A 17660-nucleotide genomic window follows, 5' to 3' on the forward strand; every position below is an offset into this window, starting at 1 on the left:
TTGCATGTGGTGGGCTTGCCGTTGATTCACGCGAGCCCACCCTCATTTTTGGAGTGACTAGCTATGACAATTACTGCCGATATGACGTTTGGCGAAATCGCGCTCCTTCCTGAGTTCGCTGGCTTTGGCGAGCACCTTATGCTTTGCCGGCCTTCAACTTGGGAGCGCATGTGGAATAAACCCATTGTGTCTCATATGAATTCTGATGCTAATCCATATGAAACTGCTCGCGTTTTGCGTGGATTGAATCGAATTGTCGAGCTCGTGGATGACGGGAGGCAGGTTGCCTACGATATTTGGGATGAAGCCGACTGCATCCGTGATCCGACTCGGCGCAATACGAAACTGTTCTTCTTTCCCGGGAGACCTAGGGCTCCCTTTATCATTGCGGTTTCGGGCGGAGGTTATCAGAGCGTTTGTCATCAAGTGGAAGGCTTTCCCGTTGCCCCCGAGCTCAACGATGCGGGCTATAACGTGTTCGTGCTGTCATACAGGGTGAGGGTCGAGCCTTTGATGCCGCGCCCAATCGACGATTTAAATCGAGCCGTCCGTTTTGTCCTGGAGAATTCAGCGAAATTTAATGTCGCAAAAAGTTATGCAGTTATCGGCTTTTCTGCTGGTGCGCATTTAACTGCCGAGTGGGGGACGGACAACAAGGGATTTGCGTCCTACGGATGCGAGGCGCCAAAAGCCTTGGCCCTGTGTTATGCACCGATTGATCTTCATGGCTTTGAGAACGCATCAGACAATAGATTTCTTGATTCGGTGTGCGGCGGGGCTGGTCGCGACTCGCTCGATGATTTCTGTATTAATCAGCATGTGTGGGAGCAGTATCCTCCGACATATCTTTGGCAATGCGCTGACGATGATATTGTATCGCCCGACAATTATGAAAAGATGGTCGATGCTCTGGATGCAGCTGGAGTACACCATGAGGGAGTCATGTATTCAGAAGGGGGGCACGCATTGATGAAGCCCCATGCGCCGGAGACCGACTACTGGTGTATGAGCGTTATTGAGTTTCTTAAAGATTATCTCGACTAGGAAACTGCATGTCGCTTTTTGAGCGGGTGATTTCGTCATGCAATGTTTTCGGTATTGATCGTGGTCGTGGATGAATGATGTTCTAGAATGTTCGTACTGTCACATAAACGAACAGGAGCGAACATGCATATCTACTCTGTATCAGATCACGAGTTCAAATCTTATGGCTGCGTGTGGAACGACGTTCCGTCCAACCTGACCGCTCCGCTCATCGAGGCGCTCGCGGCTACGCCCATCCCCGAGGGCAGCAAGTACGTAGCAAGCGCGCCGGAGCTCGAGGGCGTCAAGGATGCCGATAAGCTGGGCTTTCTCATGTACGGCGGCCGCTCCTTCCAGCTCGGCTGGTGCAACGGGCACAACACACGCCTCAACTGCCTGGAGTATCACCGCGCCAGCGAGTTTAACCTGGGCGCCCGCGACTTTATCCTGCTCGTGGCGCATCGCTGGGAGATCGAGGACGGCAAGCTCGACACCGCGTGCGTCAAGGCGTTCCGCGTACCGGCGGGCAAGGTCGTTGAGGTCTTCAACACCACGCTCCACTACACGCCCTGCATGGTCGACGACGGCGGCTTCCAGGTGATGGTGGCGCTGCCGGCGGGCACCAATGGCCCGCGCCCCGAGGCTGCAGCCGACATGCCTGCCGCCGGTGACAGCTACTGCTACTGGAAGGCCGACAAGTGGGTCCTCTGCCACGCCGACAGCCCCAAGGCAGCCGAAGGCGGCTACGTGGGCCTCGTCGGCAAGAACCTCGACATCACCTGCGACTAGGGGCTTCCTGTTTGTCTCGATCTGTAACATCTAGCGGGCTAAATCGTCTCTACCTGTTACAGATCGAGACAAACTGCAGGGACAGACCGAACAATCTCAATCTGTAACGCCAAGCCCGGTTTTGGCGGTCTACCTGTTACAGATCGAGACAAACCGGGCCCAAGCCGCCACAAAGGTGCCTGTCCCCTTTGTGGTGGTTTGGGGCGGCGGTATCAGAAAGTGTCAGACGGGGGCGGCTGCCGGGCCGCCGTGTGCGAAAAGAAGTGTCGGCCTGCGTCGCTGTCGTTGAGCGAGGCCCCATTTGCGGGGATACTGAAACCACGACAAGCGGCGTATGAAAGGATTGATGCATGGCTTTCCGTAATGACTTCCTGTGGGGCGGCGCGACGGCTGCCAACCAGTGCGAGGGCGCCTACGACGTGGACGGCCGCGGCCTGGCCAACGTGGATGTGGCTCCGCACGGCCCCGAGCGCTATGCGGTGGTCTCCGGCCAGCGCAAGATGCTCGACTTCGAGGACGGCTATTACTATCCCGCACAGACCGGCATCGATTTCTACCACCACTACAAAGAGGACATCGCTCTCTTTGCCGAAATGGGCTTTAAGACCTTCCGCATGAGCCTGGCGTGGACCCGCATTTTCCCCAACGGTGACGAGGCCGAGCCCAACGAGGCTGGCCTGGCCTTCTACGAGGACGTATTCCGCGAGTGCCAGGCGCACGGCATCGAGCCGCTCGTGACCATCACGCACTTTGACTGCCCGATTCACCTCATCAAGGAGTACGGCGGCTGGCGCAACCGCAAGCTCATCGACTTCTACAAGAACCTCGCGACCACGATCTTCACTCGCTACAAGGGTCTGGTGAAGTACTGGCTCACCTTTAACGAGATCAATATGATCTTGCATCTGCCGTTTATGGGTGCCGGTCTGGTCTTTGAGGAGGGCGAGAACAAGGAGGCCGTCGAGTACCTGGCCGCCCACAACGAGCTCGTCGCCAGCGCGTGGGCAACCAAGATCGCTCACGAGATCGATCCTGAGGTCAAGATTGGCTGCATGCTCGCCGCAGGTAGCTACTACCCCTACAGCTGCCGTCCGGGCGATGTGCGCCAGGCGCAGATTGACAACCAGAGCAACTATTTCTTCGTCGACGTCCAGAGCCGCGGCTACTATCCGGCCTATGCCGTCAAGAAACTCGAGCGTCTGGGCATCGATGTGGGTATGACGGACGAGGACCGCGAGATCCTGGCCGCCAACACCGTCGACTTCATCAGCTTTAGCTATTACAGCACCCGTTGCTCCGCCGGTGCCGATAACCCCGATGTCGAGTGCACCCAGGGCAACGCCTTCGCCGGCGCCAAGAATCCCTACCTGCAGGAGAGCCAGTGGGGCTGGGCCATCGATCCGCTGGGCTTCCGCATCACCCTTAACGACCTGTACGACCGTTATCAGAAGCCGCTGTTTGTGGTCGAGAACGGTCTGGGCGCCAAGGATGTTGTCGAGGAGGATGGCTCCATCAACGACGACTACCGTATCGACTTCCTGCGCCAGCATATCGCCGCGATGCGCGATGCGGTGACCGAGGACGGCGTTGACCTGCTGGGCTACACCACCTGGGGTCCGATCGACCTGGTCTCGGCCGGCACGGGCGAGATGTCCAAGCGCTACGGCTTTATCTACGTGGACCGCGACGATGCAGGCAACGGCACCCTCAAGCGTTCCAAGAAGAAGAGCTTCGACTGGTACAAACACGTCATCGAGACGAACGGCGAGGACCTGGCCTAAGGCTTCCCAACAACCATAGCCTCCTAACCAAAACGCCCGGCGAGCAGTTAATGCCCGCCAGGCGTTTTGTTAAAAGAAGTGAAAGCACTCATTGGGGACGTACTTAAATGAGTGCCCGCAGAATGAGAGTGGATAATCTCCCGTTTTTAGCCTGTTTGTGGGCTCAAAGTGGGAGATTATCCACTCTCGCCATTTGGGCGTCCAAAAATCCTCGCTCGTTTTGTCTTAGTCATTGGGGGCGTTCTTAAACGACTAGTCGCTGGCGACGTCCCTCGCCGTCGGCGAATTTTGGGACATGTGGCCCGATTTTTGGGCCCATCTGTCGGTACACTAAAAGCACTATGGGTACCCGCGAGCGACATATCGGCCACGCGGCCGCCCGATCCGCGCCCGTGGCGGATCTTAGGGGCGGCAGGCTCGTTGCCATGCCGCGATTCCTTGTCGGCATATCGCATCGTGTATACCGCCGCCGCGTCTTCGCTGTCGCCAGCGCCATTACCGCGCTGTTCCTTATGCTTTTGGCAGTCTTGCCGGCACTGTTTGCCTCCGACCCCAAGCTTTCCAACACCGTGCCCGCCTATAGCGAGGTGTCCGAAGAGGTCGTGGATGCGCTCGTCCACTCGAGCTCTCTCCCGCTGCTTGTCGCCGCAATTGCATTTTCAATCTGGGGTGTGTTGGCGTACCTACGCTGCTTGGACTACGTCTTGCGCCGCCGCCTTGTTGCCATCGCCGCCATTTGTGCCCTGTGGATGATCGAGGTCATCCTCAAATATAAGTCGTTCACGCCGTTCTATGCCACCGTGCTGTGGTACCTGTACTACGTGCCCATGACGCTCATTCCGCTGATCTACCAGCTGTGCGGTCTGCGCCTCGCGGGTTTGGAACAGCATCGTGTGGGGCGTCGGTACCGCACCGTTTTGTGGGTCATGGCTGTCCTGCTTATCGGCTTTGTGCTTACTAACGATGTTCATCAGCAGGTCTTCCATTTCGATCGATCGAGTGGAACCTGGAGCAACGATTACACATATGGTTGGGGCTACGGTACCGTTCTGGTATGGACAGCCTTTAACTTCGTTGCCTTTTTTATCTTGGTAGGACGGTCCTCGTCTTTTCGTATTCAGCGTTTCTCGGGCACGGCCGCGCTTGTCCTATTGGGCGGCGCGTTCTTTGCCATTTCATATGCGCTGCGTGTGCCCTGGGCATGGAGGCTTAATTTTTCACTTGTCTACTGCGTCCTGTGCGTGGTGGCGATGGAAATCTGTCTCGATTGCGGTGTCATCCCGTCGTACCACGATATCGCCGGTATTTTCGGCACCTTGCCGCTTGACCTCAAAGTTCTAACGCGTGACCTGCAGGAAGTCTATGTCACGCCGGTGTCAAAGCCAATGCCGGTAGGCGTGCGTGAGGAGTTGCGGGTCCAAGAGCACGGGCACGCTCACGCCTTTGCCGTGGCGTCCGATCCCGATGTAATGTATCGCGCCTTTCCGCTGCTGGGCGGATCGGCTCTCCTTGCTCAGGACGTCTCGGAGCTCAACGAACTCAATCGCGAACTGGCGCATCGTCGCATGGAGCTGCAACGCCAAAATGAGCTGCTTGCCGCCGACTACGACCTTAAGACACATTTGGCAGACCAAGAGGCCGAGACCTTGCTAGTCCAAGACGTGGACCAGGCGCTTGCCCGCGCGTTCGAAGAGATGTACGACCTGCTGAGCTCGCTGCCACCGTTGACCGACGAGGCGTCTTCACACGAGCGTTACCGCATGCTGCAGCGCGCCAAGATGCTCGTCGCCTATTGCAAGCGCAAAGGGTCGCTCACGTTGGCGCAGCACGGGGAGAGCGGTTTTGATCGCGACCGCATTCAACTCATTGCCAATGAGCTCGCAAGCGACCTGCGCACCATCGATATCGATTGCGCCTCGATTATCGCCATACGGCGCCCGATGCACGCCAGTACGGTAAGCGCCCTGTACGACTGCGTGTATGACTTTGCGTTTTTTGCCTACACCACCGACCATCCGGCGCTTATGTATCACTTGGGCGACCATGACCGGTGCAGTGTTGAGCTGCGCGCCACGCTTTTTTCCAACGATGATGAAGATCTTTCGCAGACGCCCGCTGCGCAAGAGCTCGAAAGCGCTCTGCAAGGGCGCAACGTGGCATACCGCCTTGAGGGCGAGCCCGGCCAGCTGCGCATGATCGTCTTGATGCCGAGGGCGGGTGAGTGACGATGCAGATTTCGTTCATCCTTCCCCAAATCGTTGCGCTCGATGTTGTCTTTGCCCTGGCTGCGTGTCTGCAGATGATCCACGTCCCGCTCATCGCATCGCGCCGCTCGTCCTATAACTGTAAGGTGATTTGCGCCTACGAGACGAGCCTTGTGCTTCACCTGATGATTTCGGCGCTCATCTTATTCGCGTCGTCTGGCTCGTATCTGGTGGCGCCGCTTGACGTTTGCGCCAGGGCAATGGGCGGAGTGCTGTGGCTCAATGCCGCGATCTTTGCCTATGGCGTGGTCCTCATGGTGCACTATCGTCGCCCTGTCATGCTGGCCGAGCTGCTGCTTGTTGGCGCCGTGACACCGCCGGTGGTTTTTGCCATGGGCTCGGTGTGGGCCGTTGTCCTTATCGCAGAGGGAGCGTTCTTCCTGTTCCGTTCCGTCGCGGCGCTCTTGATGGACGTCCGTAACCGCCAGGAGGATATCACCGCGTTCTCGACGATCGAAACCATCAACGTGATTCCCGTGGGCATCCTGTATCTGGACTCGAGGGGCCGTCCACTGCTCATGAACCGCTGCATGCGCAAAAACCTGGTGGAGCTTCATATGCCCACCGACCTAGGCGATATGAGCGGTACATGGAACGACCTGCGCAAGCTCAGCATGCAAATGCCCGAAAGCAGCCAGAGCTGCGTGCGCATCAATTTGGACCGCTTTGGTGAGGCGCGCGTTGTGGTCGAGGTTTCTCCCGCCGAGATTCGCCTGTTTGTGTGCGATGACGTTATGGTCTCGGGCCGTTCGTTCGAGCGCATAATCGGTCTGGACGTGACAGAGTACGCGCATGCTCACGATCGTTTGGCGCAAGCCAACCACCTGCTTGAGCTCGCGGGTCAAGAGCTCCAGGCCCAGATCGAGGAAGTCAAAAAAGTTGCCGACAATGCGGCCTATCTGCGTATGCGCGCTCGCGTGCACGACGTGATCGGGCAGCGCCTGTCCATCCTCCATCGCTATCTGGAGGAGGGGCGCCTGGATGACGAGTCACTCGAGCAGATCGACCCGCTGCTGCGCTCAATCGCTGCCGATCTGCGCAGCGGGGGCGACACCGAACCGGCAGAGCAACTGGGCGATATCGTCCATGCCTTTGGCCTGGTGAGCGTGCAGATCGATGTGGAGGGCGAGCTGCCAAGCGACGTGCGTGTCGCGGCAGCCTTTTTGCAGATTATCCGCGAAGCCTCGACCAATGCCACCAAGCATGCGCAGGCGCATCGGGTCCATGTGCGCTTGTGGCAGGAGGGGACGGATGCTGACGCCGTCGCGCACATGACGATTTCTAACGACGGGTCCCCGGCCCCCGTATCGTATCGCGAGGGAACGGGTATCCCAGGTATGAGGCATGTCGCGCAAGATCTGGGTGGCAGCCTAGAGGTCCACGCCACCCCGCCCTTTACGCTTACGGTATCCATTCCGCTTAACGCCAACGACACGTCCCAAAGGAGAAACTCATGATCCGCGTGTTAATTGTCGAAGATCAGGCCATCCTGCGCGAGAGCCTGGCGCGCTCCGTTGGCGACCAGCCCGATATGACCGTCGTTGCCGCGATCGCCGATGCCTCCGAGGCCTTGGGTGTCGCGCTCAAGGAGCGCCCGGACATGATACTGATGGACGTGTGCACCGAACACGATTCAAACGGCATCGTGGCGGCGGCACGCATCAAGGAGCAGCTGCCCGAGTGTCGCATCATTATCATGACAGGCATGCCCGAGATCACCTTTGTCGATCAGGCCCGCGAGGCGGGCGTCGATAGCTTTGTGTACAAGAACGTCGGTATCGACGAGCTGTTCGCCGTGATGCGCTCCACGCTGGCGGGTTACTGCACGTTTCCCAAGCCGCCCGAGAGCATCTTCTCGGGCACGGCGGCCCTCGACGATGTCGAGCTGTCGATCTTGCGCCTTGCCTGCGAGGGTAAAAGCCGCCGCGAGATTGCGGCCGAGCTGTTTATGAGCGAGGGCACCATCAAGCGCCGCATCTCGGAGATCCTGAGCAAGACCGGCTACGACAACATCATGCGTCTGGCCGTACATGCGGTGACCGAGGGCAGCATCGTTCCCAACATAGAGCGCTAGCGCTCGTTGCGCATCGGCATAAAAGCGACGGGGCCGCAGGATCATCTCCTGCGGCCCCGTCTGGTGTGCGCGGATGTGTCCGCCAATCCGCGGCTGTCGTGGTCTATCGCTACGCGATGGTTGCGCTGTAGGAGGCGACGTCCTCGTAGGAATCGGTCAGGTAGGCGTCGATGCCGATGGTCGTGTTGACCAGGTCGTCAAGGCTATCGAGCGTGCCGTTCGAGAACGTGAATTCCTCAGTGGCGTTGGTGCCGGGCATCAGGTGAGCCGAGAACCAGGGTTCCTTCATGGTGCCGTTGACGTTGGTCTTGCCGCTGGGGGCGTAGAAGGTCAGGTCCTTGTCGCTCTTGTTGGTGATGTTGACGACAAAACCGATGTCGCCCCACTCGTCCTTGAACTTCTCGGTGATGGTAATGGTGCACAGGTCGTCATCGGCAACGGTGACGGCGGGGGAGATTTCAATCTTCTGGACGTCGTCGTCTTCGACGGCCTCGTCGATCTCTTCTTCCTTCTCGGCCGCCTCGCGATCCTTCTTCACCGTGCCGGACAGGTCCTTGTCGGACTTGGTAAAGACAAGATTGCCGTCATCCTCTTCGAGGATGAGCTTGCCGTCCTTGAGCTTCATGTCATGCGACTCGTCTTCGGCGGTGATGGTTACGGTGGTGGCGTCCTTTGCCTCCCATTTAAGGTCGACGACTTCAAGGAACAGGTCGAGGGCACCTGTACCGTCCTCATCGAGAATCAGGACGCAGTGCACACCCCAATCCTCGAGCATCTTCATGTACTCATCGGTCAGCTCTTCGCCCTCCATGGTTCCACCCGAGAGTTCCCAGCTGCCGACGAAGTTGGCCTTGGGGTCTTTGCCGCCGCCGCTGCAGCCCGTCAGGGCAAAGGCGAGCGCAAGGACGCATGTCAGAAATGCGAGTACGGACTTTTTGAACGTTGTCTTCATGGTGTCCTCCTTTATCGAACGAAACCCATAGAAGCAAATGCGGGGGTGGCGGATCCCCCGCCAATTACCAGATAGAGGGGCTAGGGCCTGGGCGTTCCGCAGTTGCTGCAGAACTTGCCGCCGTTTTCGCTGCCGCAGTTGGGGCGGAACCACTTGGCCGGTGCCGGGGCGGGTGCGGGACTGCCACACTCGGAGCAGAACTTGCCGGTGTTGGTGGCGCCGCAGCTGCAGGTCCATGTGCCGGCCGCGGGAGCAGCGGCAGGAGCCGGTGCGGGAGCGGGTGCCGGAGCCGGCTGCGGGACGGCCTGCTGCTGTGCCTGGCCGGCGGCGAACAGCTGGCTGGCGTTCATGCCGCCCATGCCACCTGCCATGCCCATGCCCATAAAGCCTGCCATCGCGCCGTTGGGATTGGCGGCTGCCGCGCGCATTGCGTCGCTCTGGGCGCTGGCAATGTTGGCTGCCGCCATAGTGGGATCGCGCATGACGGCGGCTTTCTGCAGGTCCTTGATCATCTGCTCGTCTTCTTGCGAGGCTGCGATGGAGTTGACGCCAAAGCTCACGATCTCGACACCACGCAGGTCGCGCCAGTCGGCAGAGAGGACCTCGTTGAGCGCGCGGGCGAGCTCGGTGGTGTGACCGGGGATGGCGCTGTAGCGAATGCCCATCTCCGAGATCTTGGCAAAGGCGGGCTGCAGGGCGGTGAGCAGCTCGGACTTAAGCTGGCTGTCGATCTTGTCGCGCGTGTAGCTATCGGTCACGTTGCCGCACACGTTGGTGTAGAACAGCAGCGGGTTGGTGATGCGGTACGAGTACTCGCCGTTGCAGCGCACGGAGATGTCAACGTCCAGGCCAATGTTGTTATCGACCACGCGGAAGGGCACGGGCGAGGCGGTGCCGTACTTGTTGCCGATGATCTCCTTGGTGTTGATGAAGTAGACGCGCTGGTCCTTGCCCGCGTCGCCGCCAAAGGTAAAGCGGCTGCCGATATTGGCGAAGGTCTCCTTGATGGAATCGCCCAGGTTGCCGCTAAAGACGCTCGGCTCGCTGCCGGTATCGAAGACGAACTCACCGGGCTCCAGTGCGACTTCGATGATCTTGCCGTTTTGCACCACGAGCATGCCCTGGCCGTCGTTGACGGCGATGACCGAGCCGTTGGAGATGACGTTGTCCTCGCCGCGCGTGTTGGAGCTGCGGCCACCGGTGCGTTTGCTGCCCTTGCAGGCCAAGACGTCAGCAGGCATCGATTCGCAGTAGATAAATTCCTTCCACTGGTCGGCCATGACGCCGCCGGCAGCTCCCAATCCAGCTTTCAAGAGTCCCATGGTGATCTTCCTTTCTCGTCAAAGGCCGGGTGGTATTGGTCGGATTGCTTAGTCGTCCTTGTCGTCTTTCATGACAACGGTGGTCTCGGTGTGGTTGAAGGTGTCGTGCTTCTCGGTCAGGTCGAGCTCGCCGCAGTACTCGTCGGCGTGGGTGGCCTCGTTGGCCGTCTTGAGCTGGCCTACCAGTAGCACGTCTCCGATAATCACGATGATCAGCGGCGCGACGATGTTGATGAGGATGCCCTCGATATCAAAGGCGAGGTAATCCGGATCGAAGGCGTTCTCACCCATAAAGAGAATCTGGGAGAGGATAAATCCGATCACAAAGAACAGCACCGAGGCAATAGCGAGCTTGGGCTTGGAGCAGGGGAGCTCGCCGACCAAGAGGCCGGTCTGGCCGTTCATGGCAAACAGGTAGCTCTTGCCGTTCCACGAGGTGGAGAGCATCCAGACGGGGAACAGGGCGTAGTCGCTGTCTTCCCAGGTGTAGTCGAGCTGCTTGCTTTCGACCGTGGCATCGTCGTATTCGTCGACGACAGTCTCGCGCAGGGCCGAGATCGTGCTTTCTTCCATACGGCGCTCGGCGCGCGCCTTGCAGGTCTCGCAGTCCTCGTCGTAACGGTTGGCGATGTAGCCGGGCATATATGCGACCGAGAACGGACGCAGCGCGTCGTAGTCAAACGGCTCGATGGCGTCCATGTGGCCGTCGGGCATCTTGGACGATCCGTCGACGGGCACGCGCTTAAACGAGATATTGCCCTTGCGATAGGCATCGTAGTGGTCGGTGGTCGTGACGGTGCGGTCGGATTCCTCGGTCACGGTCTCGTTGGTCGCGTCAAAGTACACTTCGCCGTCCACGCGGGCGCCGTAGAGCCAAAACGGCACGTAGACACCTTGGACCTCGTCGATGTGGTTGCCGGTGACAAAGCTCTTGGGCAGCAAGATCTTGCCCTTGTAGTGTTCCTTGAGTGCGGCCGTGACGTCGTCGCGCCCGAGCTTAAACGGAATCACCAGGTCGGGCGAGAAGTCGCCAGAGAGCTGGCCGGGCGCCACGGCGGAGTTGCCGCAGTACGGGCAGGTGGTGACGGCGACGGTGCCGTCGGACACGAGCTCGGCGCCGCACGACGAGCAGATGTAGCCGGCGTTTTGGGCGAGCTCCTGCACGGCATCGTCGGCAGCAGGTTTGGGAGCTGCGGCTGCGGCATCGGCTTTGGCATCTGCCTTGTCCTGGCGCTCGCGATAGAGGGCCTCGACTTCTTCGACTTCAAAGCGTGAGTCACAGTAGTCGCAGACAAGCTTTTGCTCGGCGCTGGCAAAATGCAGGGGACCACCGCAGGCAGGGCACTGATAGTTGACGCTCTCGAAGGCCATGATCGGTCCTTTCCGTGCCGGAGGCTATGCGCCGATGGCGCCGCCGCAGTATTCGCAGCGCCCACTGGCATCGGGAATGGTGGTGGCTCCGCAGAAGGGGCAGGTCACCGCGGTCTTGGGGGCCTTGGCGGCCACGACGCTGTCGCGCGTCTCCTGGCGCAGCTGCACCAGCGCGTCGCGGACCTCGGTTGCCTGGCGCTTGGCCTCGCGGTATTCGATGGAGCCGCGCTGATCGATGGTGGAGTCGTTCACGCGCAGGTTGATCTCGGTAAAGTACGGCGTGTTGACGTGAATGGTCAGATTAAAGTCGTAATCCAGGTCGTAGCGCGGCGGATTGTAGCTCTCGCGCTCGCCGTCCTTGGTCTCGCGATAGATTTCGGTGCGATGCTCGTCGATATCCATATCGCAGCCGAGTACCTGCGAGAACTCGATGATGTCGGGATTGGCGTCGCGCCAGCGGCTCTGCGAGGTGATGATCAGCAGGCCCGCGTCCTCATCGAGCATGATGTTGGTGCGCCCGGCAGAAAGCGTGCGCGTGGGGTTGAACGACGCCAAGCGCTCGGCATTGGCCTCGCGGTAGGCGATCTGCTCGCGGATATCGTCCGCGGTGCTGGAGCGATAGCCGTGAAAGTAGGGGGAGAGCTTGCCGGCGCACTCTTTGCACAGGTAGCCTTCATTGATTTTTGTCTTACCTAGAAGTCCCAGCTCGGTACCGCAAATCGCGCACTCTTTCTTCTCGAACATCTTGTCAAAGAAGCCCATGGCTGCCTCCCATCAACTGGTAGCGTGTGTCACTTTTGATGATGGGGGAGTGCGCAGCCTTTCACGATACCCAGACGGCTCAACGAGTCTCCACAACTGGGACACATGGCCCATTTTTCCTACTCATTGGGGACACTCTTTGTCGAATGCGGCGGCTGCCGAATGTGGGCGCCGTTCTTGCTATGCCACGGTCACGGCGATCTGGGCGTAGCGGGTGCAGGGGCGCTCGGCGCGCGTCTGCACGGTAAGCGTGAGTACGAAGCGGTCACCGGGCTGCGCGTCGGCGGGCACGATGAAAGCGGTGTCCACCGTGCATTCTTGCCACATCGACAGATCCTGGACGCCTGCATAGCTCGATGGGTCTACGGCCACATCCCAATGTGCATCGAAGCCCTTGTCGTCGGGGTCGACGATGGTTGCCGCAAGGGCGACGCGCTCGCCGGCTGCGGCGCTGCGGTCGGCCGTGACCTCGACAACATGTGCCGGATGCGAGCAGATGGCCGGATCATGGGCGCACCATTGCGCGCGGGCGGCAAAGTTTTCCTGATAGGCACGCAGATAGGGATTGAGATTGTCGTCTGCGGGCGTGCCGATGGAGGCAAAACCGGCGGGCGCGCTCGCATCGGGGTGTCCATCAAGAAACATGCGGCCCAGCAGCGTATCGAAGTCGCGGTCGTCGATGCCGCGCAGGCCAAACGGCAGCAGTGGAATATAGGTCATGCTGTCGCCTTCGGCCATAAAGTCGCCGCGCTCAAACTGCATCGCGGTCATGCCTTCCAGGCCCCAATCCAGGCGGGCATGCTTGCCAAACTGAAAGCGCTCAGGCTCGTTTTCGTAGACCTTACCATCGCCATAGAGCATATAGCGTGCCATGAGGGGGCCGTTGCCCTGCGTGAGATTCTGCTCGGGCCAGGGAGCCTTAAACAGCGGCAGCGTATCGGGCTGAGCTGTTTTGGCGTCGAAATAGTTGCCATACATATAGGGCGTACGCCAAAAGATGAGCTCGGGAAAGAGCTCGCGCCCATGGTCGAGCCACGAGTTGTCCTGTCCCACGCCATCGGCAACGCCCATCACGCGCACCTTCTGATAGACCTGCTGCTGCACGGCGGGCCACTCGGGCGTGGCGCGATAGCGCTCGGCAATACTCATGAGGGCGCGAACGATCGTATTCATACCACCCCAGCTGAGCAACCATAACGTACGCGGATCATCATCCAGAATCGCCTGCGCAATTACGCGAGACCCCTCAGTTTCCTCAGTCACATCACCCTCAAAGGCAACATTTCCCACAAAGGTGCGCTCGATCATCTGGGCGGGCGTGGGAAACGGCGGCTCACCGGCAGCGGCCGCATTTGCCTGCAACTGCGGCCAAGCCTGGGCATATTCATTACTCCAGAGACTCTCAATCCAATGCTCGGGAAACGGCCGATACTCACGAAGCTCGCCGGCTAGCGGATCGGGCTCATGAGGCACAACAGCCCACTCATAAGAGCGCCGCCCTTTGGTCCGCCAATGCGAATTCACCTCGCCGAGCGTATGAACCCCATCCCCAAGAAAGTGATACTGCGAAGCCGTATACACCACAGCCTGAACATCAAGCAAGTTGAGATACAGAGCCAAATGAACAAGCGAGTTCATATCGTCGACTTCCATATCGGTAGTAACAATCACCCGAGTCAACTTCTGGGACATAGGAACAGCTCCAATCAAAATCAATTCAGCCAGTTACGCGCAAGGCAAGACGGGACCCATGCCCCCATCGCCACCGACCCGGCGGCCCGCTAGAAGCGGCCGGCCAGGGTCACGGCAACGTCAACGCAGCGGGGACCGGGGTTTAGTCTTGCAAACATTCCGCAGGGGGCATGGGCAGGCGCAGCGCGAAGCGCAAAGCGCCAGCCCATGCATGCCCGAGGACGTTTGCAAGACTAAACCCCGGTCCCCGCGATGGGAGGGCTTAGCGGTCGACCCTGGCCGACCACTCCCAGCAGCCCACCGGCTCGCCGTCGATGAGTACGTTGCCCCCGTCGAAGTCTTGATAACACAGGTCGTTGAATTGGTGGATCCACACGCCGTGGTTGAACGTCTTCTTGGCCGAGCCGTCGGCCTCGCGATACACGCCGGTCAGGTCCTCGACATGGCTAAAGTAGGTGAGATGCACGTTGGCGCCGGCACCGCGCAGGCGCGCGAACAGCGGCAGCACGGTCTGTTGCGGTGACACAAGCTCGTCGCCCTTGGAGTGCGTAAACCACAGCGGCGTCTTGGCGAGCGCGGCCACGTCCTCGTCCGTGGCGTTGTACCACGGGGCGCAGCAGGGAAGGCCCGCGGCGAAGAAATCGGGGTAGTCGGCGCACAGGCGCAGGGTCATAAAGCCGCCGTTGGAAAGACCGGCGACCACGATGCGGTCGGTGTCGATGCGGTCGGCATGCTCGGCGACAAACTCGTCGATAAGCGCCTTGAGCACGGAGGAGTAGATGCTCTGGTTGGAGCGACCGAGTTGTTCGACGCCGTTGTCCATCCAAAACGTGGGCGACTGCGGCACGAGCACCCAGGCAAAGCCGCCAAAGTAGCGCTGGATCTGCGCCTGGCTAATGGCCGTCACGCGGTTGCCGATATAGGCGCGCGTAGCGCCTTCGCCCTGCGTGGCGCCCTTGCCCTCGCCGGCGCCGTGCAGATACACCACGAGCGGTGCCTTTTGGGGCACGGCCGTGGCCTCGGGCGCAAAGGGGTTGAAGCATGCCGAGTCCTCGGCCTTAAAGCTGGGCTCAAAGAAGCCGTATTCGAGCGCGATACCGTCGACGGCGGTCTTTTGCGTGTCGTTGCTCCAGCCTTTGAGCGCAGGGCAGATATCGCCACGGCAGGTGTCGAAGACCAGGCCGCAGGTGGGATCGTCGCCGTCGTTGCCGGGAAGAGCCGCGAGCTGCGTGATGTGCAACTGGTCATCGAGCATGCGCGAGCCCATGACGCCGCCTTCGATCTTTTTGGTCAGGCGCTGCTCGGCGACCTCGAGCGCCACATGGGTGCCCACGGCGAGCTTACGTCCGTTCTCGTCGCACGGATATGCGGCGAGAATGTCGATGTAACCCACGGAGGGCGCGGCATGGTCGGCGCCGCGTTCCTTGCGCATCAGAACATCGCCCGAGCGCTCGTGACGCTCTACATATATATGGAAGGTGTTCGCGTCGATGTCGTTGGCGCGCACGGTGCAGGGCAGGTCGAGTACGACCTTGCTGATCCAGGGGCCAAAGTCGCCCAAGGTGGTGACGGTTGCGTAGGTACACAATTTGAGTTCCATGAGCTGCCTCCCTTGCGCCGCGAATGCCTGGCATCTGCGGCAATACAAACTAAACATGTTTAGTGTAATCTAGAATTGAAGAATAACCAGATGAACTCGGTAAACGGCAAAATTGAACACGTCGTGAACTACTAAACGTATGTTTACTAGCTTCTAGCAGGGATTCTGTTGATGAGTTAACAGATCAGTGAGGTGTTCATCAAAATAAAATCCCACGTAAATGGCTATATATCAATAGAGGGTCAAAGAGACCATCTCCCGCCATTCAAATACGTTCACCCCCGATTTCCTACCGTTCACCGGACTGTAGACGGCAAAATTGCCATAAATTCGGCGCTCCGTGTAAACTAAAGCCCGTAAACGTTCAGTAAACACCTTGTTTACAAAAGCGTATCCAAGGGTCCGGCAACCGTAAGGGGTTATAGTCGCCGGGCCAAAGGCGTGCCTAAGCCCAAAGGGGCTGGCACACGAAGATATGGGGAGGGGTCCCATGGCAGTAGATAACAAGCAGATTGCCACCGATGTCCTCGAGCTCGTGGGCGGTGCGGAGAATGTTTCCGTTGCCACCAACTGCATGACGCGCCTGCGTCTGACGCTCAAGGATAACAGCAAGGCCGACGTGGAGAAGATCAAGAAGGTCAAGGGTGTTCTGGGTTGCCAGTTTGCCGGCAGCCAGCTCCAGGTCATCATCGGCCAGAACGTGCCCAAGGTGCTCGCCGAGTTCGTCGCCATCTCCGGTGTCAAGCAGGGTGAGGCCGTCAACGAGAACCTCGATGCTCCCAAGGAGAAGTTCGAGCTCAAGAACCTGCCCAATATCATCCTCGACTATCTGTCGGGCTCCATGACCCAGCTCATCCCGCTGCTCATGGCCGGCGGTCTGTTCCGTACCATCGCGGCCGTCCTCGGCCCCACCATGCTCGGTGTGCTCTCGGCCGACGACCCGACCTATACGTTCCTCTACACCACGCTGTACGAGGCCACGTTCACCTTTATCCCCATCTACCTGGGTTATGCCGCGGCTAAGAAGCTCGGCGCCAGCCCGGTGCTCGGCATGCTGCTCGGTGGCGCCCTCATGGCTCCTTCCGTGGTGAGCGTCGCCACCCAGGAGGGCGGCGGCATCATCTCCGTCTACGGCATCCAGATCGCTGCTGCCAACTATCAGCAGTCCGTCCTGCCGATCATCCTTTCGGTGCCTGTCCTCTACTTCGTCGAGAAGTTCTTTAAGAAGGTCATGCCCGACGTGCTCTCCACGGTCTTCACGCCGTTCTGCACCATGATCGTCACGATCCCCATTGCCTTCATCGTCCTCGCTCCGATCGGCAACGAGATCGGTACGCTGATCGCCAACGCCCTCTTCGGCCTTGCTGACCTTGGCGGCATCGGCATCCTGATCGTCATGGCCGTCCTCGGCGCCTTCTGGCAGCTCTTCGTGGTCTGCGGCATGCACATGCCCGTCATCCTGCTCGCCCAGGTTCAGATCATCGCTGCCGGTTACGATCCCTTCGTCTTCGTTTCCACCAACTGCGCTATGGCCGCTGTCTGGGGCTGCGCCTTCGGTGCCTTCCTCAAGATGAAGAACCCCGACGAGAAGTCTCTCGCCATCGGTTACGTCATCTCCGCCATCGCCGGCGGCGTCACCGAGCCCGCGCTCTTCGGCATCCTCATGCGCTTCCGTCGCACCATGTTTGGCATGTTCATCGGCGGTGCCATCGGCGCTGTGTTCTCCGGCCTCATGGGGGTTACCTACTACCTCGCAGGCGGTGCCTCCAACTTCCTGGTCTTCACCAACTACCTGCAGGGTGGCCAGATGAACACCGTCTGGGCTATCGTTGGTATGGCAATCTCCTTTGTCATCGCCGCTGCCGTCGTCTTTGTCTCCGGCTTCTCCAAGGAGGAGCTCGCCGAGATGGAGGCCTAAGGCCAAACCGTTCGGTCGCATAAGACCTCACCTACACGACAGGGCCCCGTCAGGCGTAAGCCCGGCGGGGCCCTTCTTGCAAGGTAGACTGATGGAGGCGGGTGAGATTCGC

The 17660-nt window shown here is 59.6% G+C and carries 13 protein-coding genes; 7 read left to right on the forward strand and 6 right to left on the reverse strand.

The window, feature by feature from the left end; all coding sequences use genetic code 11:
• Positions 1 to 63 precede the first annotated feature (63 nt).
• The 6 genes from DW003_RS06145 to DW003_RS06170 all read left to right on the forward strand — a co-directional run bounded on the left by DW003_RS06145 (position 64) and on the right by DW003_RS06170 (position 7931).
• Positions 64 to 1044, forward strand: coding sequence for an alpha/beta hydrolase (locus DW003_RS06145; RefSeq protein ID WP_117766239.1), 981 nt, complete (start codon positions 64 to 66; stop codon positions 1042 to 1044).
• A 123-nt stretch (positions 1045 to 1167) separates the two neighbouring features.
• The gene (locus DW003_RS06150; RefSeq protein ID WP_118388102.1) at positions 1168 to 1812 is read left to right on the forward strand and encodes a DUF4867 family protein; all 645 of its coding nucleotides are present in this window, start codon (positions 1168 to 1170) and stop codon (positions 1810 to 1812) included.
• 350 nt (positions 1813 to 2162) lie between these two features.
• Positions 2163 to 3593: a 6-phospho-beta-glucosidase gene (locus DW003_RS06155; RefSeq protein ID WP_118388104.1), complete on the forward strand. Its 1431-nt coding sequence runs from the start codon at positions 2163 to 2165 to the stop codon at positions 3591 to 3593.
• 425 nt (positions 3594 to 4018) lie between these two features.
• On the forward strand, positions 4019 to 5818 hold the full coding sequence (locus tag DW003_RS06160; protein WP_158573190.1) for a histidine kinase N-terminal 7TM domain-containing protein: 1800 nt from the start codon (positions 4019 to 4021) through the stop codon (positions 5816 to 5818).
• Between the two features lie 2 nt (positions 5819 to 5820).
• A complete protein-coding gene (locus tag DW003_RS06165; RefSeq protein WP_370448110.1) occupies positions 5821 to 7314 on the forward strand; it encodes a sensor histidine kinase in 1494 nt (497 codons plus the stop codon).
• Complete coding sequence (locus DW003_RS06170) at positions 7311 to 7931, forward strand: response regulator transcription factor (RefSeq protein WP_117758600.1); 621 nt, start codon at positions 7311 to 7313, stop codon at positions 7929 to 7931. Before DW003_RS06165 ends, DW003_RS06170 begins: the two co-directional genes overlap by 4 nt.
• Before the next feature lie 109 nt (positions 7932 to 8040).
• Here DW003_RS06170 and DW003_RS06175 read toward each other — a convergent pair whose 3' ends face one another.
• The 6 genes from DW003_RS06175 to DW003_RS06200 form a co-directional block, all read right to left on the reverse strand.
• Positions 8041 to 8883 (reverse strand): hypothetical protein, encoded by an 843-nt coding sequence (locus tag DW003_RS06175; protein WP_117770244.1) that lies wholly within the window; start codon positions 8881 to 8883, stop codon positions 8041 to 8043.
• 80 nt (positions 8884 to 8963) lie between these two features.
• The gene (locus DW003_RS06180) at positions 8964 to 10205 is read right to left on the reverse strand and encodes an SPFH domain-containing protein (protein WP_118388110.1); all 1242 of its coding nucleotides are present in this window, start codon (positions 10203 to 10205) and stop codon (positions 8964 to 8966) included.
• A gap of 48 nt (positions 10206 to 10253) precedes the next feature.
• Positions 10254 to 11576 carry a hypothetical protein gene (locus tag DW003_RS06185; protein ID WP_118388112.1) on the reverse strand — a complete coding sequence of 441 codons (1323 nt, stop codon included), beginning with the start codon at positions 11574 to 11576 and terminating at the stop codon, positions 10254 to 10256.
• A gap of 24 nt (positions 11577 to 11600) precedes the next feature.
• A complete protein-coding gene (locus tag DW003_RS06190) occupies positions 11601 to 12338 on the reverse strand; it encodes a DUF4428 domain-containing protein (RefSeq protein WP_117766224.1) in 738 nt (245 codons plus the stop codon).
• A gap of 180 nt (positions 12339 to 12518) precedes the next feature.
• Positions 12519 to 14030, reverse strand: coding sequence for a nucleoside hydrolase-like domain-containing protein (locus DW003_RS06195; RefSeq protein ID WP_118388114.1), 1512 nt, complete (start codon positions 14028 to 14030; stop codon positions 12519 to 12521).
• Between the two features lie 262 nt (positions 14031 to 14292).
• Positions 14293 to 15630 (reverse strand): prolyl oligopeptidase family serine peptidase, encoded by a 1338-nt coding sequence (locus DW003_RS06200; RefSeq protein ID WP_118388116.1) that lies wholly within the window; start codon positions 15628 to 15630, stop codon positions 14293 to 14295.
• Between the two features lie 490 nt (positions 15631 to 16120).
• Here DW003_RS06200 and DW003_RS06205 point away from each other — a divergent pair, with 490 nt between their 5' ends.
• Positions 16121 to 17548 carry a PTS transporter subunit EIIC gene (locus DW003_RS06205; protein ID WP_117736925.1) on the forward strand — a complete coding sequence of 476 codons (1428 nt, stop codon included), beginning with the start codon at positions 16121 to 16123 and terminating at the stop codon, positions 17546 to 17548.
• The last annotated feature ends 112 nt before the right edge of the window (positions 17549 to 17660 follow it).

Source organism: Collinsella sp. AF36-3AT (assembly GCF_003475205.1).
In the GTDB taxonomy this organism is placed as follows: Bacteria; Actinomycetota; Coriobacteriia; order Coriobacteriales; family Coriobacteriaceae; genus Collinsella; species Collinsella aerofaciens_AF.

What these genes read in the sequence shown, in the direction of transcription:
- DW003_RS06145 (WP_117766239.1), top strand. Translation starts at nt 64, where the DNA reads ATGACAATTACTGCCGATATGACGTTTGGCGAAATCGCGCTCCTTCCT.
- DW003_RS06150 (WP_118388102.1), top strand. Translation starts at nt 1,168, where the DNA reads ATGCATATCTACTCTGTATCAGATCACGAGTTCAAATCTTATGGCTGC.
- DW003_RS06155 (WP_118388104.1), top strand. Translation starts at nt 2,163, where the DNA reads ATGGCTTTCCGTAATGACTTCCTGTGGGGCGGCGCGACGGCTGCCAAC.
- DW003_RS06160 (WP_158573190.1), top strand. Translation starts at nt 4,019, where the DNA reads ATGCCGCGATTCCTTGTCGGCATATCGCATCGTGTATACCGCCGCCGC.
- DW003_RS06165 (WP_370448110.1), top strand. Translation starts at nt 5,821, where the DNA reads ATGCAGATTTCGTTCATCCTTCCCCAAATCGTTGCGCTCGATGTTGTC.
- DW003_RS06170 (WP_117758600.1), top strand. Translation starts at nt 7,311, where the DNA reads ATGATCCGCGTGTTAATTGTCGAAGATCAGGCCATCCTGCGCGAGAGC.
- DW003_RS06175 (WP_117770244.1), bottom strand. Translation starts at nt 8,883, where the DNA reads ATGAAGACAACGTTCAAAAAGTCCGTACTCGCATTTCTGACATGCGTC.
- DW003_RS06180 (WP_118388110.1), bottom strand. Translation starts at nt 10,205, where the DNA reads ATGGGACTCTTGAAAGCTGGATTGGGAGCTGCCGGCGGCGTCATGGCC.
- DW003_RS06185 (WP_118388112.1), bottom strand. Translation starts at nt 11,576, where the DNA reads ATGGCCTTCGAGAGCGTCAACTATCAGTGCCCTGCCTGCGGTGGTCCC.
- DW003_RS06190 (WP_117766224.1), bottom strand. Translation starts at nt 12,338, where the DNA reads ATGGGCTTCTTTGACAAGATGTTCGAGAAGAAAGAGTGCGCGATTTGC.
- DW003_RS06195 (WP_118388114.1), bottom strand. Translation starts at nt 14,030, where the DNA reads ATGTCCCAGAAGTTGACTCGGGTGATTGTTACTACCGATATGGAAGTC.
- DW003_RS06200 (WP_118388116.1), bottom strand. Translation starts at nt 15,630, where the DNA reads ATGGAACTCAAATTGTGTACCTACGCAACCGTCACCACCTTGGGCGAC.
- DW003_RS06205 (WP_117736925.1), top strand. Translation starts at nt 16,121, where the DNA reads ATGGCAGTAGATAACAAGCAGATTGCCACCGATGTCCTCGAGCTCGTG.